At 71.0% G+C, this 13,278-nt stretch carries 12 protein-coding genes and 3 pseudogenes; 8 read left to right on the top strand and 7 right to left on the bottom strand.

What is annotated here, in order from left to right; all coding sequences use genetic code 11:
• From ACTWQJ_RS31695 to egtA, 4 genes are all read right to left on the bottom strand, one after another.
• A partial coding sequence (locus ACTWQJ_RS31695) for an L-histidine N(alpha)-methyltransferase (protein ID WP_443309953.1) occupies positions 1-406 on the bottom strand: 406 nt, incomplete at its 3' end.
• Positions 403-1,194: an ergothioneine biosynthesis protein EgtC gene (egtC, locus tag ACTWQJ_RS31690; RefSeq protein ID WP_443309952.1), complete on the bottom strand. Its 792-nt coding sequence runs from the start codon at positions 1,192-1,194 to the stop codon at positions 403-405. The genes ACTWQJ_RS31695 and egtC, both read right to left, overlap by 4 nt.
• The gene (egtB, locus tag ACTWQJ_RS31685; protein WP_443309950.1) at positions 1,194-2,546 is read right to left on the bottom strand and encodes an ergothioneine biosynthesis protein EgtB; all 1,353 of its coding nucleotides are present in this window, start codon (positions 2,544-2,546) and stop codon (positions 1,194-1,196) included. The genes egtC and egtB overlap by 1 nt, the downstream gene beginning before the upstream one ends.
• Positions 2,543-3,880, bottom strand: coding sequence for an ergothioneine biosynthesis glutamate--cysteine ligase EgtA (gene egtA / locus ACTWQJ_RS31680; protein ID WP_443309949.1), 1,338 nt, complete (start codon positions 3,878-3,880; stop codon positions 2,543-2,545). The genes egtB and egtA overlap by 4 nt, the downstream gene beginning before the upstream one ends.
• A 256-nt stretch (positions 3,881-4,136) precedes the next feature.
• Here egtA and ACTWQJ_RS31675 point away from each other — a divergent pair, with 256 nt between their 5' ends.
• On the top strand, positions 4,137-4,982 hold the full coding sequence (locus tag ACTWQJ_RS31675; RefSeq protein ID WP_443309948.1) for a TIGR02452 family protein: 846 nt from the start codon (positions 4,137-4,139) through the stop codon (positions 4,980-4,982).
• A gap of 153 nt (positions 4,983-5,135) precedes the next feature.
• Here ACTWQJ_RS31675 and ACTWQJ_RS31670 read toward each other — a convergent pair whose 3' ends face one another.
• The gene (locus tag ACTWQJ_RS31670) at positions 5,136-5,582 is read right to left on the bottom strand and encodes a type II toxin-antitoxin system PemK/MazF family toxin (RefSeq protein WP_443309947.1); all 447 of its coding nucleotides are present in this window, start codon (positions 5,580-5,582) and stop codon (positions 5,136-5,138) included.
• Positions 5,583-5,612: 30 nt separating this feature from the next.
• Positions 5,613-7,037 carry an amidase gene (locus tag ACTWQJ_RS31665; RefSeq protein WP_443309946.1) on the bottom strand — a complete coding sequence of 475 codons (1,425 nt, stop codon included), beginning with the start codon at positions 7,035-7,037 and terminating at the stop codon, positions 5,613-5,615.
• 226 nt (positions 7,038-7,263) lie between these two features.
• Here ACTWQJ_RS31665 and ACTWQJ_RS31660 point away from each other — a divergent pair, with 226 nt between their 5' ends.
• The 6 genes and pseudogenes from ACTWQJ_RS31660 (at position 7,264) to ACTWQJ_RS31635 (ending at position 12,167) form a co-directional block, all read left to right on the top strand.
• A complete protein-coding gene (locus ACTWQJ_RS31660) occupies positions 7,264-8,655 on the top strand; it encodes a glycoside hydrolase family 43 protein (protein ID WP_443309945.1) in 1,392 nt (463 codons plus the stop codon).
• A 211-nt stretch (positions 8,656-8,866) separates the two neighbouring features.
• Positions 8,867-9,520, top strand: a complete 654-nt coding sequence (locus ACTWQJ_RS31655) for a DUF2637 domain-containing protein (protein ID WP_443309944.1) — start codon at positions 8,867-8,869, stop codon at positions 9,518-9,520.
• Positions 9,521-9,630: 110 nt separating this feature from the next.
• Positions 9,631-9,756, top strand: a pseudogene (locus ACTWQJ_RS31650) (3-oxoadipyl-CoA thiolase); the annotation flags it as partial.
• Positions 9,757-9,936: 180 nt separating this feature from the next.
• On the top strand, positions 9,937-11,193 hold the full coding sequence (locus ACTWQJ_RS31645) for an IS110 family transposase (protein ID WP_443309943.1): 1,257 nt from the start codon (positions 9,937-9,939) through the stop codon (positions 11,191-11,193).
• A gap of 12 nt (positions 11,194-11,205) precedes the next feature.
• Positions 11,206-11,592 (top strand): annotated as a pseudogene (locus ACTWQJ_RS31640) (beta-ketoacyl synthase N-terminal-like domain-containing protein); the annotation flags it as partial.
• Positions 11,565-12,167: a YceI family protein gene (locus ACTWQJ_RS31635; RefSeq protein WP_443309942.1), complete on the top strand. Its 603-nt coding sequence runs from the start codon at positions 11,565-11,567 to the stop codon at positions 12,165-12,167. The pseudogene ACTWQJ_RS31640 and the gene ACTWQJ_RS31635, both read left to right, overlap by 28 nt.
• A 440-nt stretch (positions 12,168-12,607) precedes the next feature.
• Here ACTWQJ_RS31635 and ACTWQJ_RS31630 read toward each other — a convergent pair whose 3' ends face one another.
• Positions 12,608-12,793, bottom strand: coding sequence for a hypothetical protein (locus ACTWQJ_RS31630; RefSeq protein WP_443309941.1), 186 nt, complete (start codon positions 12,791-12,793; stop codon positions 12,608-12,610).
• A gap of 124 nt (positions 12,794-12,917) precedes the next feature.
• Between ACTWQJ_RS31630 and ACTWQJ_RS31625 the strand changes: the two are divergent.
• Positions 12,918-13,278: pseudogene (locus tag ACTWQJ_RS31625) on the top strand (LysR substrate-binding domain-containing protein); the annotation flags it as partial.

The following is a 13,278-nucleotide window of genomic DNA, read 5'->3' as shown; positions in this document are numbered from 1 at the left end:
GCGCGTGCACGCTCAGGCCGGGCCGCTCCGCGACGAGCGCCTGCCCGGCCTGGGTGAGGGCGCTCTCGCTCACGTCGACCGGGACGTAGGTGTGCAGCCCGGTCAGCGCGTCGATCAGGTGGCGGGTCTTGTCGGAGGAGCCGGAGCCCAGTTCGACGAGGGTGCGGGCGTGGGTCGCCGCGGCGATCTCGGCGGAGCGGGCGATGAGGATCTCCCGTTCGGCGCGCGTCGGGTAGTACTCGGGCAGTTCGGTGATCTGCTCGAACAGGTCGCTGCCGTGGGCGTCGTAGAACCACTTCGGCGGCAGTGTCTTGGGCGTGCTGGTCAGTCCCTGCTGGACGTCGGCGCGCAGTGCCGCGTCCGTGGCGTCCTCGGGCAGGGTGCGGGTGAGAAGGAACGGACTCACGTGCGGGGCTCCTTCGGTGGTGCGTCCGCCGAGGCGTCGCTCGGCTCCTTGAGCGGGGTGAGCTGCACCTCGGTGCGGCTCGCCGCGAGCAGGGTGCGGTCGGGGACCTCCTGCCAGCGCGGATCGTCGTCGTACGGTTCGGAGGCCACGACGGTGCCGCCGTCGGGCCGGGCGAGATACCAGAGGGTGTCGCCCCAGGTGGTGGCGGCGATGGACACGCCGTCGGTGAGCAGCAGGTTGAGCCGGGAGCCGGGGGCCGCCGCGGCGACCTCCGGGACGGTGTCGGCCAGCGCCCGGCCCATGTCGTCACCGGCACGCAGCCGGGCGAGCACGAGGGCCCAGACGAGCGCGGAGTCGTTACGGGCCTCCAGGGACAGCAGGTCCACTGGGGACAGGCCCCCGGTGAGAGGGGCGAGCGAGTGGGGCCAGCCCGTGACGGCGCCGTTGTGGCTGAACAGCCAGGACCCCGCGGCGAACGGCGCCGCGGCGGCCTCCGCGTCGGCACCCGCCAGCGTCGCGTCCCGCACGGCGGCGAGCAGCGCGCCGGACCGTACGACCCGCGCCAGGTCGGCGAAGGACAGGTCCGCCCAGATAGGCCCGGCCCGCCGGTACCGGGCCGGCACCGGGTCCCCCTCGGCGTACCAACCGACCCCGAAACCATCGGCGTTGACCGTTCCGTACCGCTGCCGCCGGGGAGCCCAGGACTGCCGGTACAGGCCGTGAGCCGGGTCCACCAGGAGCCGGCCGAGTGGTTCCTCGGGGCCCACATACGCCAGGTGACGGCACATCAGACGTCCCCCGAGCGGGCCGTGCGGAATCCGGAGAAGATCTGCCGCCGGATCGGATAGTCCCAGTTGCGGAACGTGCCCCGGCAGGCCACCGGGTCCACCGCGAACGAACCGCCGCGCAGCACCTTGTACTCGGGTCCGAAGAACACCTCCGAGTACTCCTTGTACGGGAATGCCGTGAACCCCGGATACGGCAGGAAGTCGCTCGCCGTCCACTCCCACACGTCGCCGATCAACTGCCGTACGCCCAGGGGCGATGCCCCGGCGGGGTAGCTCCCGCCGGGCGCCGGGCGCAGATGCCGCTGGCCGAGGTTGGCGTGCTCGGGCGCCGGGTCGGCGTCGCCCCACGGGTAGCGGGTCGAGCGGCCGGTCGCCGGGTCGTGGCGGGCGGCCTTCTCCCACTCGGCCTCGGTGGGCAGCCGGCGCCCGGCCCAGCGGGCATAGGCGTCCGCCTCGTACCAGCACACGTGCAGCACCGGCTCGTCGGGCGGCACCACCTCGGTGACGCCGAAGCGGCGGCGCAGCCACTGCCCGCCGTCGCGGCGCCAGAACGCCGGGGCGTGGATGGAGTGGCGGCGGATGTGCGCCCAGCCGTCCGCCGCCCACCAGCGCGGGTCGTCGTAGCCGCCGTCCTCGATGAACGCCTGGTAGGCCGCGTTCGTCACCGGGGTCGTGTCGATGTAGAACGGCGGCACCTCGCGCCGGTGCGCAGGCCGTTCGTTGTCCAGTGCCCATGGCTCGGTGGAGGTGCCCATGGTGAACGGGCCGCCGGGTACCAGGACTTCGGCGGGCCCGGTGAACAGCGGGGCGGGCTCCGGATCGGGGGCGTGCAGCGCCTGCGGGCCCCTGCGGAGCTGATGGGTGATCAGCATGGTTTCGTCGTGCTGCTGTTCGTGCTGCGCGATCATTCCGAAGGCGAAACCTGCTTCCGTCAGACGCGTCCCGTGGAACGCGGTGCCGTCCAGCACGTCCAGGGCACGCCCGCGCACCTCGGCTGCGTACCGGCGGGCCTCGGCGGGCGGCAGCAGCGGCAGCGAGGGCCGTTCGGCGCGCGGATGCTCGAAGGCGTCGTAGAGGTTGTCGATCTCGGGCCGTATCGCCTCCTGCCCGGCGACCGCCCGCAGCAGCCACAGCTCCTCCTGGTTGCCGATGTGCGCGAGATCCCACACCAGCGGGGACATCAGCGGCGAGTGCTGGGCCGTCAGGTCGGGCTCCTCGACACAGCTGGTCAGAAGCGTGGTGCGCTCCCGTGCGGTGGTGAGCGAGGTCAGCGCGCGCTCCCGGAAGGCTTCGATGTCGATCTCGGTGTCCGTATCCGTGTCGGTCTCGGTGTCGAGGGCGGGGTCGGTCATGTGCGGAAGTCCTTCCCGTGCGGGGTGGGGATCCCCCCGGTCGAGCGAGGCCGGGACCGGGGGAGGTCCGTACCGCGCAGCCGGTCCAGCAGATCGTCGGCGGGGCAGCGGCCCCTGTTGACATAGCGGTCCTGATACGTCGCCACGGCGTCGGTGACCTCGGTGCCGGCGCCGAGCCGGGGCAGCGCCCGCAGCGCCGCCGCGAAACAGACGACGGCCACCTCGTGCAACTCCCGGTCGGCGAGCCCGTACCGGGCCGCGTCCAGCCACAGCGGATTGTGCGGCGCCGGCAGGGACATGGCCCGCTCCGCCAAGGGTTTCACCGCGCGGTAGGCGGTCTCGGCGGCCTCCGGGTCGTCGAACAGCGCCGCGGTCACGGCGAGCGGAACGATCCACCCGTCGTCGCCGGGCTGCGCGTCGATCATCCGTAGCTCGAGATGGCCGCGCGGTCTGACCGGCGGGAACAGCGTGGTCATGTGGTATCCGAGGTCGTCCCGGGTCGGAGGTCTGGGCGACCCCGATCTGGTCCACTCCCGGAAGGTCAGCCCCTCGGGCACATCCCACGGGCCGCCGTCCCGCCGTACGCACATCACCGGTGCGTCCAGCACATGATGTGCCCAGGCGCCGCGCGGATCGACGTCCAGCGCGGGCGCACCCGCCCGGCCTGCGCCGATCTGGATCCACCGCAGCTGACGGGTGGACAGCCAGCCGGTGGGCCGGTGCCCGGCCAGCGGGGAGTTGGCGAAGGCGGCGAGCAGGACCGCGCCCAGGTGGTGCGCCAGCCACCAACGCCGCACATGGCCGAGCGGGCCGGGCTCCTCGAAGCCGGCGTCCAGGCACACCTGGATGGAGGCCGAGGTGCACATCATGGCGCGGCCGGCCGGGCCGGTGCGGTCGAGACAGGCCTCCATCGCGTCGTAGCGCGGCTCGCGCAGATAGCGGCGGGGAGCGTGCCATGGGTCGTGGCCGATGCCGAGGAGGCCGAGATCGTGCTCGCGCAGGGTCGCGCGGACGGCATCCAGGTCGGCGGAGACGGTGCCGATGCACTCCATCAGGGAGGCGGCGGGCGGCGAGCTGAGCTCCAGCTGGCCGCCGGGTTCGACGGTGAGCACGGACCGCAGTGGGACGGTGCTCAGTGCGGCGTAGGCCGCTTCGAGTCGTTCGGGTGTGACGGGGAGCTGCGGTTTGTGCAGCTCTTGGACGAGCCATTCCACTTCGACACCGAGGGCGCGGGGCGGGCCGGTCTTGAAGCAGATACCACGGACCAGCGCCTCAACCTCCGCTTCGGTGACGGCGGGACGTGGCTCCGTACAGCCACTGACTGAGTCTGACATGTCGGGATCCTCCTGAGATTCCACCATGCCGCCGGTCCGGAGGAACGCAAGTCGGACCGGCACACTCGTCCCACCCAAGACCCTCTCGTCGCTTCGCACAAGAGTGCGCCGCGAGGCGTAAGGGGTCGGTCACCTCTCGTTGGGGGGCAGGGAAAACTCTGTTGCGCCGCATGACCAGCATCGCTCACGATGCGTTCATGAGCACGACGGGGGAGGCAGCGCAGCGCGCGCTCGTGGCGCACACGGGGGTTGTGCTGTGAGCGCGCGGCTGCGCGGCATCGCGCGGGAGACCGAGCAGATCGTGGCCGCGGGGGCCTATCGGGCGTCCGACGGGCGCACGGTGTCCGTGGCCGCCGCCGTGGACGCCGCGCGAGCGGGGACGCGGATGCACGGTCCGGAACCGGTGCCGGTGCCACCCGCGCCCGCGGTGGACACGTTCTTCGAGGTCACGGGCGAGAGCAGCCTGGAGGCCGCCCGCCGGATCGGTCCGGCTGCCGTCCTGAACTTCGCCTCGGCCCGCAACCCGGGCGGTGGCTTCCTCAACGGCGCCCAGGCCCAGGAGGAGGCCCTGTGCCGCGCCTCCGCCCTGTACACATGCCTGCTGCGAGCCCCGGAGTTCTACGACCACCACCGCACCCACCGAGACCCGTTCTACACGGACCGTGTCATCCACTCACCCGCCGTGCCCGTCTTCCGCGACGACCGCGGTCGGCTGCTGGACGAGCCGTACACCGCCGGGTTCCTGACCGCCGCCGCCCCGAACGCCGGGGTGGTGCGCCGCACGGCACCGCAGCGCACGGCCGAACTGCCGCACGCCCTGGCCGTGCGGGCCGAACGCGTCCTGGAGACGGCCGCCCACCACGGCTATCGGCGGCTGGTGCTGGGCGCCTGGGGCTGCGGAGTCTTCCAGAACGACCCGGCGCAGGTCGCCGGCGCCTTCCGGCAGCTGCTGGGCCCCGGCGGGCGGTTCGCGGCCAGGTTCGAGCATGTGGTGTTCGGGGTGCTGGACCGTACGCCCGGTGCGGTGGTCCGCGAGGCCTTCGTACGGGCGTTCCCGCCTAGGGCCTGTCCGGCGGATCAGGCTGCAGGGAAGCGGCGGTGACTGATCGGCGCAGGTGAGCGGGGGCTGGTGCGTCCAGCTGCAAGGCGGAGGAGGGAGTCGACGCGGAGCGTCGGCGAGTGACGACAACGCGGCAGATGGGCGCACCAGCCCCCGCGTCTGCGGCATGATCCGCCGGACAGGCCCTAGCCCGGTTCAGCTCCAGCCGTAGCGCTCCCGCAACCGGTGGCGCACCAGGTTGAACCGCATCCGGTCCAGCGCGCACGCCTCCCGCCGCATGCCCTGCTCGTGCAGCCGCAGCACCCGGTCCACGTCCACCCATGAGTCCCGGCCCGACCGGTCCCACGGCCCGTTGCCGATCGGCACCCACTCCCGGTCGCCGTCGTGCCGCTTGCTGGACAACTGCACGGCGAGAAACGTACCCGCCGCCTCCCGCGCCACGACCAGCACCGGGCGGTCCTTGCCCCGCCCGTCGTTCTCCTCGAACGGCACCCACGTCCAGACGATCTCCCCCGGATCGGGGTCGCCGTCGTGCGCGGGCGAGTACTCCGTGCGCACCCGGCCGACCTCACGCGGGTCGGCCTCGATGGTCGCGGTCGGGCCGAAGCGGCCGGGGACGTTCTCATCCGTGAAGGCAGTCACGGGGGTCACGTTAGCGGGCGGCGAAAACCCCTATGCTGCAGGGGACTCCGAGGCAAGCTGCTCGGGCGGGCGCAGCTCGTGCCAGCGCAGGTCGGCCTCCAGCTGTGCGGCGAGAGAGACGAGCAGCGGCTCGCTGTGCGCGGGACCCAGCAGCTGCGCCCCGACCGGCAGACCACCGGTGACGAAACCGGCCGGGACATTGACGCCGGGCCAGCCCAGCACGTTCCACGGCCAGGCGTAGGGGCAGGCGGCGATCATGGCCCGGTCGGTGGCGAGACCGCCGAGCTTCAGCATGGCGCCGATCCGCGGCGGGGGAGCGGCCGTCGTCGGCGCGAGGACCACGTCGTACGACGAGAAGAATCCGCCGATACGGCGGTGCAGGGCCGCCTCGGCACGCCGGGCTGCCCGCAGCGGGGCCCCGCCGAGCAGCCTCCCGAGCCGCGCCGCTTCACGCGTGCGCGGGTCCAGGAGCGCGAGGTCGGGCGCCTCGCGGACCCGCTCGGCGACCCCGACCGTGGCGCGCGGGACGAAGGTCAGCCCGATCTGGCCGTACGGCGGATCGGCCTCCTCGACCGTGTGCCCCAACGCGGCGAGCCGCTCGGCGAGTTCGACGACCCGGGCGCGGATCTCCGGGTGCAGCCGGGCGGGCAGTGCGGTGAACGGCGGCTTCAGGGAGAGGGCGATGCGCAGCCGGCCGGGGTCGCGGCCCACCGCCTCGGACACGTCGAGCACCGGCGGGCAGTGCGGGTCGTGTTCGTGGTTGCCGCTGGCCGAGTCCAGCAGCAGGGCCGCGTCCGTGACCGTGCGGGCCAGGGTGCCGTTGACCGTGATGCCCTGGAACGACTCGCCGCGCGGCCAGGTGGAGATGCGCCCGCGCTGCGGCTTGATGCCGATCAGATGGGTCCAGGACGCCGGGATGCGCACCGACCCGGCGCCGTCCGAGCCGAGCGCGGCCGGCACCAGGCCCGCCGCGACCGCGGCCGCCGAACCGCCGGAGGAGCCGCCCGGCGTGTGGTCCGTGCTCCACGGATTGCGGGTCGCGCCGAACGCGGGCCCCTCGGTGAAGGGCCACTGCCCGAGTTCGCAGGTGTTCGTCTTGCCGACGATCACCGCGCCGGCCGCGCGCAGTCGCCGTACCGCTTCACCGTCCTCGGCGACCGGCGGGAACCCGCCCCGGCAGCCGAACGCGGTGGGCTCGCCGGCCACGTCCATGTCGTCCTTGACGGCGACGGGCACTCCGAGCAGCGGACGGCGCACCCCGGCAGCCAGTTCCCGGTCGGCGGCCTCGGCCTCGGCGAGCGCCGCCTGGGCGCGCACGATCCGGAAGGCGTTGAGGGTGTCCTGCGTCGCCTCGATACGGGCCAGGGCCGTCTCGACGAGGGCGCCGGACGTCACTTTTCCGTCGGCCAGCGCGCGGGCGGTTTCCGCCAGGCCGGCGGAACGGTCGAGCGTCATGCGGGACACCTCCGGAACGTGTTGTCTACCGAACGGTAACGTCAGGAGGGCTTCCGGGGGAACGCGCCCGAAAAGAAAGCCGGTTCACCTGTACGCCACACCAATCCCACAAGCCTCGTTCCATCGTGCGCGAACCATTGACGCGCTGCGACCTCACCCCTACCTTCTGACCGACTTTCCGAACTGTGTTCGGTATATCGAATCCCGGGTCGGAGGAGAGCCGCACATGACCCCACGTCCCCCCGCCACGCCGTCCCGCCGCACCCTGCTGCGCACGCTGGCCGCCCTGCCCGCCTCGGCGCTCGTCCTGGGCGAACTGCCCGGCATGCTCGGCACCGCCGAGGCCGCCGCGCCCCCCAGCGGCTCCGCCACCCGCTACACCATCGTCCCGTTCCTCAACAGCAACGACGGGACCGTGAACGTCTATCAGTCCGACGACGCCACCGACTTCCGGCTGCTGAAGTCCTCGGCCTACACCCCGCCCGCCGACCGGATCCGCGACGCCGCGATCTTCCGGCACACCGACGGCTACTACTACATCACCTACACCACGCACACATGGCAGGACACCAGCACCACCATCGGCTTCGCCCGCAGCTCCGACCGGGTCAACTGGACGTTCCTGTACGACTACCCGGTCCCGATCGCCAACCTGTCGCGCGCCTGGGCGCCCGAGTGGTTCGTCGACAGCGACGGCAGCGTGAACGTCATCGTGTCCTGCTCCACCACCAACGACGAGTGGATCTTCACCCCGTACCGTCTCCGATCCGCCAACTCCGCGCTCACCGCCTGGACTTCACCCGTCCCCCTGTCCGGCATCGGCGCCAACCACATCGACACGTTCATCGTGCGGATCGGCTCGACCTACCACGCCTTCCCGAAGAACGAGACGACCAAGTACATCGAGTACGCCACGGCTTCCAGCCTCACCGGCCCGTACACCATCCGCCGCACCGGCGACTGGGCAGGCTGGGGCAGCTACCGCGAGGGCCCTGCACTGGTGCAGCTCGACAACGGCGGCTGGCGCATCTTCTTCGACGGCTACGGCGACGGCACGTACTACTACAGCGACAGCTACGACACGTTCGCCACCTGGAGCGCGCCGCGCGCCCTGCCCGGCATCTCGGGCACCGCACGCCACTTCACCGTGATCAAGGAGACGGTCTCGGGCGGCGTGAGCCTCGCCCGCAACACCACCCGCTCCTTCCGGTCCGCCAACTACTTCACCCGCTACTGGCAACAGCAGTCCGCGCTGCTCAACCTCCCGGTGGTGACCGGCTCCAGCACGGCCGCCGAGAAGCAGGCGTCCACCTTCACCGTCGTCGCCGGCCTCGCCGACGCGAACGCCCACTCCTTCCGCGACGCCTCCGGCAACTACCTGCGCCACTACGGCTTCCGGGGCCGCTTCGACCCCAACGACGGCACAACAACGTTCGCCCGCGACGCAACCTTCATCGCCCGCACCGGCACGGCAACGGACTCGATCCGCCTCGAGTCGTACAACTACCCGGGCCGCTACCTCCGCCACTACGACTACCAACTCCGCGTGGACCTGCCGGACGGCACGGAGCTGTTCCGGCAGGACAGTTCGTTCACGCCAGTGGCATCCTGGGCCTGAGCTGCACCCTTGCTGACCAGGGAAGTTGCGTCGAGGAATGCGGAGGACCTCCCTCCAGTTCCCTGAATTTCCCGGGAGTTCCCGCGCAAGTGTGCACTGGATGTGCACTGGGCGGGGTGGCGAATCCCGGCCGTGGCGTGGGCGTTGAGCCTCGGATCGAGCCGCCGTCCGTGGGGAGGAGCGGGCTCCCTGGGGTGAAGGCGGGGGCGGGATGAGGCGGCCTGAACAGGCTGCCGGACGTCCTGTCCGCCGGCACGGTCTCGATCCCGATGCGTGGGTGCGGCCCCTGTGTGCGCTTGTCGTCGCAGGGGTCGCCGCCTATGCCTCGTACGTCCATCAGCGGAAGTTCGCCCTGCAGGGCGGAGCCGATTCGGTCAGTGCCTCGCTGTGGCCGCTTTCGGTTGATGGACTTTTGCTCCTGGCTACGGTCGGGCTTCTCAAACAGTCAGGGCCTCGGACTCGACGGGCACGGTGGGCGATTTGGTCGGCCTTCTTGCTGGGAATCGCGGTCTCTCTGGCAGCAAACATTGCTGCGGCACCGGCTTTGGAGTGGAAACCGGTCCTCGTCGCCGGGTGGCCGCCCGTCGCTTTGCTGCTCTCGGTTGAACTTCTCGTGCACCGTCCGGGTGATCGAGTCACGGACGATACGGGGTGGCCGAAGAGGAGCAACGGCACAGAGGGTCGGGAGCCAGCGAATGGAGCGGACGATCCCTTGTTGGAGCGCGCCAAGATGCTCGATGCCCGGCACCGGGAGCGGCATCAGCGGCCTGTCTCAGCTGAAACACTGCGCAAGGAACTTCATGTCGGTGCCAGGCGATCGAGAGAGTTGACGGCACTCATCCGGGGAAGCCGGAACAGCGACTAGGTCTAAAACTGACGGACTGGTCATCGTCGAGACTGCGCCGCGTGTCTCCGTCGAGGAGATCACCAACCACACCGATGCCAAGCTGATCGTCCCGAAGGGCCTCGCCTGAAATGAAGACCGTCTACATCGTGGACGCGGTGCGCACCCCGAGCGGCCGCCACAACGGCGCCCTCGCCTCCGTCCGCCCCGACGACCTGGCCGCCCAGGTCATCCGAGAACTCATAGGCCGCCCCCCCCATTACCTTCTTGATCGGCCCCGCAATGGGGCTCCCGGCCTCCGGGTCCGGCATGACTGGTCCCCCCTGTTGACCATGATCTGGGGGGTGGTGTCACCGGCTCCGGAGGCACTGGCAGACCGCTGATTAGGGGCATGACCACCGGTTCCCCCGGGACTTGGGAGGCTCTTCGTAATGTGGATGCCGGCAGCTGGTGCCGCAGGTGAGGCCGGGACGCTCGACCGGAGGACGCACGTGATCGACACCAGTGACATCGGCGCCTTCCTCGGCCTGGACGTCGGCAAGGGCGAACACCACGCCACCGCCGTCACCCCGGCGGGGAAGAAAGCCTTCGACAAGCGGCTGCCCAACAGTGAACCGAAGCTGCGGGAGCTCTTTGAGAAGCTGCAGGCCAAGCACGGCACCGTGCTCGTGGTGGTCGACCAGCCCGCCTCCATCGGCGCCCTGCCGCTGACTGTCGCCCGGGACGCGGGCTGCCAGGTGGCCTATCTGCCGGGCCTGACCATGCGGCGGATCGCCGATCTCTACCCCGGCGAGGCCAAGACCGACGCCCGCGACGCGTTCATCATCGCGGACGCCGCCCGCGCCATGCCGCACACGCTCCGCGCCATCGAGCTGGAAGACGAGACCGTCGCCGAGCTGGAGATGATCGTGGGCTTCGACGACGACCTCGCCGGCGAGGCGACCCGCATCAGCAACCGGCTTCGCGGCCTGCTCACCCAGATACACCCCTCGCTGGAGCGAGTCCTGGGCCCACGCATCCAGCATCCGGCCGTGCTGCTGATGCTCGACCAGTTCGGCTCTCCCGCCCAGTTGAGGAAGGCCGGACGCCGCAGGCTGGTCAATCTCATACGGGCCAAAGCGCCGCGGATGGCCGAGCGCCTGGTCGACGACGTCTTCACCGCCCTCGACGAACAGACCGTCGTCGTTCCCGGCACCGACGCGGCCGCGCTGATCGTCCCCAGCCTCGCCAACCAGTTGAAATCCGTGCTCGACCAGCGCAAACTCCTCGCCGCACGGATCGAGGAACTGCTGGAGGCCCACCCTCTTTCCAAGGTCCTGACCTCCATGCCCGGGATCGGGGTCAGGACCGGAGCCAGGATCCTCATCGACGTCGGTGACGGCAGCAGCTTCCCGTCCGCCGCCCACCTCGCCGCCTACGCCGGGCTCGCCCCGGCGACCCGAAGTTCCGGGTCCTCGATCCGCGGCGAACACCCTTCCCGGAGAGGTAACAAGCAGCTCAAACGGGCCTTCTTCCTCTCCGCGTTCGCGGCCCTGGCCGACCCGGCCTCCCGCACCTACTACGACAAGAAGATCGCCCAGGGAAAGCACCACACCCAGGCCCTCCTCTGCCTCGCAAGACGCCGAGCCGACGTGCTCTTCGCGATGCTCCGCGACGGCACCTTCTACGACCCCCAACCCACCCCCACGGGTTGACGAAACCCATAGGGGCACCCCCCCGCGCTGGACCCGGCTGCCATCGCCGACGTGTATTTCGGCAACGCCAACGGCGCCGGCGAGGAGAATCGCAATGTCGCCCGCATGGCCGCCCTGCTTACCAGACTGCCCACCTCCGTACCGGGGGTGACGGTCAACCGACTGTGCGCCTCTGGCCTCGCAGCCGTCATTCAGGGCTACCGGGCCATCGCACTCGGAGACGCCAGCGTCATCGTGGCGGGCGGGGTGGAGTCCATGACCCGCGCCCCCTACATGCTGCCCAAGTCCGACCGGCCCTTCCCGGCCGGCCACGCCGAGCTGTACTCCTCCACACTCGGCTGGCGCGTGGTCAACCCAAGGATGGACCCGCAGTGGACAATCCCCCTGGACAGAGCGGCCAGTTGCTGAGCCCGCCACTTGCAGCGGACGCGGCGACCTACTCCATCGACCCGGCCTACAGCACTGTCAGTTTCAGCGCCCGAAACCCCATGGCCACCAGTACTCACGGAGTGTTCCGGCAGTTCACGGGCACGCTCTTCCTCGACGGTGAGCGGCCCGAAAGGACAGCGCTCGCGATGTACGTGACGACGTCGAGTATCGACACCGGCTGGAAGGACAGGGACGCGTGCATGTGCAGCGCTGCTTTCCTTGCCGCAGAGCGGTACCCGCTCATGTCGTTCTGGTCCCCTTCGGCCGAGGACCTGGGCGCGAACCGCTGCTGGCTCGCCGGAAATCTGTGGGTCAAAGGCGTAGCGGGGCCCTTCGTCGTCGACGGCGAGTATCGCGGCTGCGCGCCGGGCACGCGAGGCGGCGAGCGTGTGGGATTCGCAGGGCGCTCTGTGCTGAGGCGTTCGGAATGGGGTTCCCTGTGGGGCCCGGCCGCGGACGCGGGCGAATGGATCGTGGGCGACGAGGTCGAGCTCCTCTTCGAAGTGTCTGCGGTCAAGCGGGCTCCCAACAGATGGTGGCCCTGACGCGGCCTGGATACGGCGCACCCGGGGCAGTTCGCCGAAGTAGCCGGGCTGTGTCCCCACCGCGCACGGGACCGGACAGCCGGGTCTGCGGCTGTCCGTTCTGATGAGCCGGTCGCTTCTCACGGCAGCCGGGCACCGGGGGCAGCGCTCCGCTCATACACCCAGGGCGTGGGCCTGGCTCCCGGAAAGACCTAAAGGCCAGAGATGGCCGCGTCGGCATCGGCCAAACGCCGGGCTCTCAACCGACATGCTGTGGGGCGGGCGCGCCCGTGTACGCCCGGGACCGGGAAGCGGGGCGGGGCTGAATGAACCCGTTGTCTTCGATTCGTGGCGCCGTGACGAGTGGGCACCCCACTGACAACGATGTCACGCTCTGCGAGCCCTCGGGCGCCCGCCTATGTCGCACCTGCCCGGCCCATGGTTCGGCCCCTGAAGTCGCCTTAACTGTCCGGCTGCGTGCTTTCGGCCCTGATGTCTCTGGCAGCCGCGGCCTCCTCGGCCGAGATGTCCTCCGCGATGGCGAACACCTGCTGCAGGCTCGCTGGAGGGATCACGACGCCGCCGGCGCTGTCCATGTAGACATAGTCGCCGGGGTTCACGCACACGCCCGCGACCTCGACGGCCACACCGGACGTGTGAGGCATTACCGTGTCGCCGCCGAAGAGGCGGGCCGCACACGGGCAGCGAGGGGCTGGCCGTCGTGGAGACGGCGGCCGCAGTGCTCGGCGCCTTCTCGTAGGCCGCCCATGGGGGGGCGACTGCGACGTGGCGCTCGCGTTCCCCTACGAGGGGACGCCGGGCGCCGAGGAGTGGGACGACCTCGTCGTACGGCCCCTGCTGACGGACCGTCTGGTCGGGCGGCGCCCGAGCGGCACCGGCTCGCGCGCACGGGAGGCCAGGGGCCCGTCGCCATGGGTGAACTCGCGGGCGAGCCCTGGATCGCGGGCTGCCCGCTGCCGCGGCCGGCTGGTCGAGGTCTGCGAGAGCCGGATTCGCCCCGCGCATCGACCTCGTCACCGACGACTATCCCGCCGTGGTCGGTCTGGTGGCTGCGGATCTGGGCTTGGCCGTCCTGCCGCAGCTCGCCGTCGAGTCCGTACGACCCCGGGCG

It is taken from the genome of Streptomyces sp. KR55, assembly GCF_052245645.1.
Classification (GTDB): Bacteria; Actinomycetota; Actinomycetes; order Streptomycetales; family Streptomycetaceae; genus Streptomyces; species Streptomyces flavusporus.
This window is presented reverse-complemented; position numbering and strand designations above follow the sequence as displayed.

Bases quoted from the DNA above. Each gene is read 5' to 3' on its own strand.
- egtC (WP_443309952.1), bottom strand. From the start codon at position 1,194: ATGTGCCGTCACCTGGCGTATGTGGGCCCCGAGGAACCACTCGGCCGG.
- egtB (WP_443309950.1), bottom strand. From the start codon at position 2,546: ATGACCGACCCCGCCCTCGACACCGAGACCGACACGGATACGGACACC.
- egtA (WP_443309949.1), bottom strand. From the start codon at position 3,880: ATGTCAGACTCAGTCAGTGGCTGTACGGAGCCACGTCCCGCCGTCACC.
- ACTWQJ_RS31665 (WP_443309946.1), bottom strand. From the start codon at position 7,037: ATGACGCTCGACCGTTCCGCCGGCCTGGCGGAAACCGCCCGCGCGCTG.
- ACTWQJ_RS31660 (WP_443309945.1), top strand. From the start codon at position 7,264: ATGACCCCACGTCCCCCCGCCACGCCGTCCCGCCGCACCCTGCTGCGC.
- ACTWQJ_RS31655 (WP_443309944.1), top strand. From the start codon at position 8,867: ATGAGGCGGCCTGAACAGGCTGCCGGACGTCCTGTCCGCCGGCACGGT.
- ACTWQJ_RS31645 (WP_443309943.1), top strand. From the start codon at position 9,937: ATGCCGGCAGCTGGTGCCGCAGGTGAGGCCGGGACGCTCGACCGGAGG.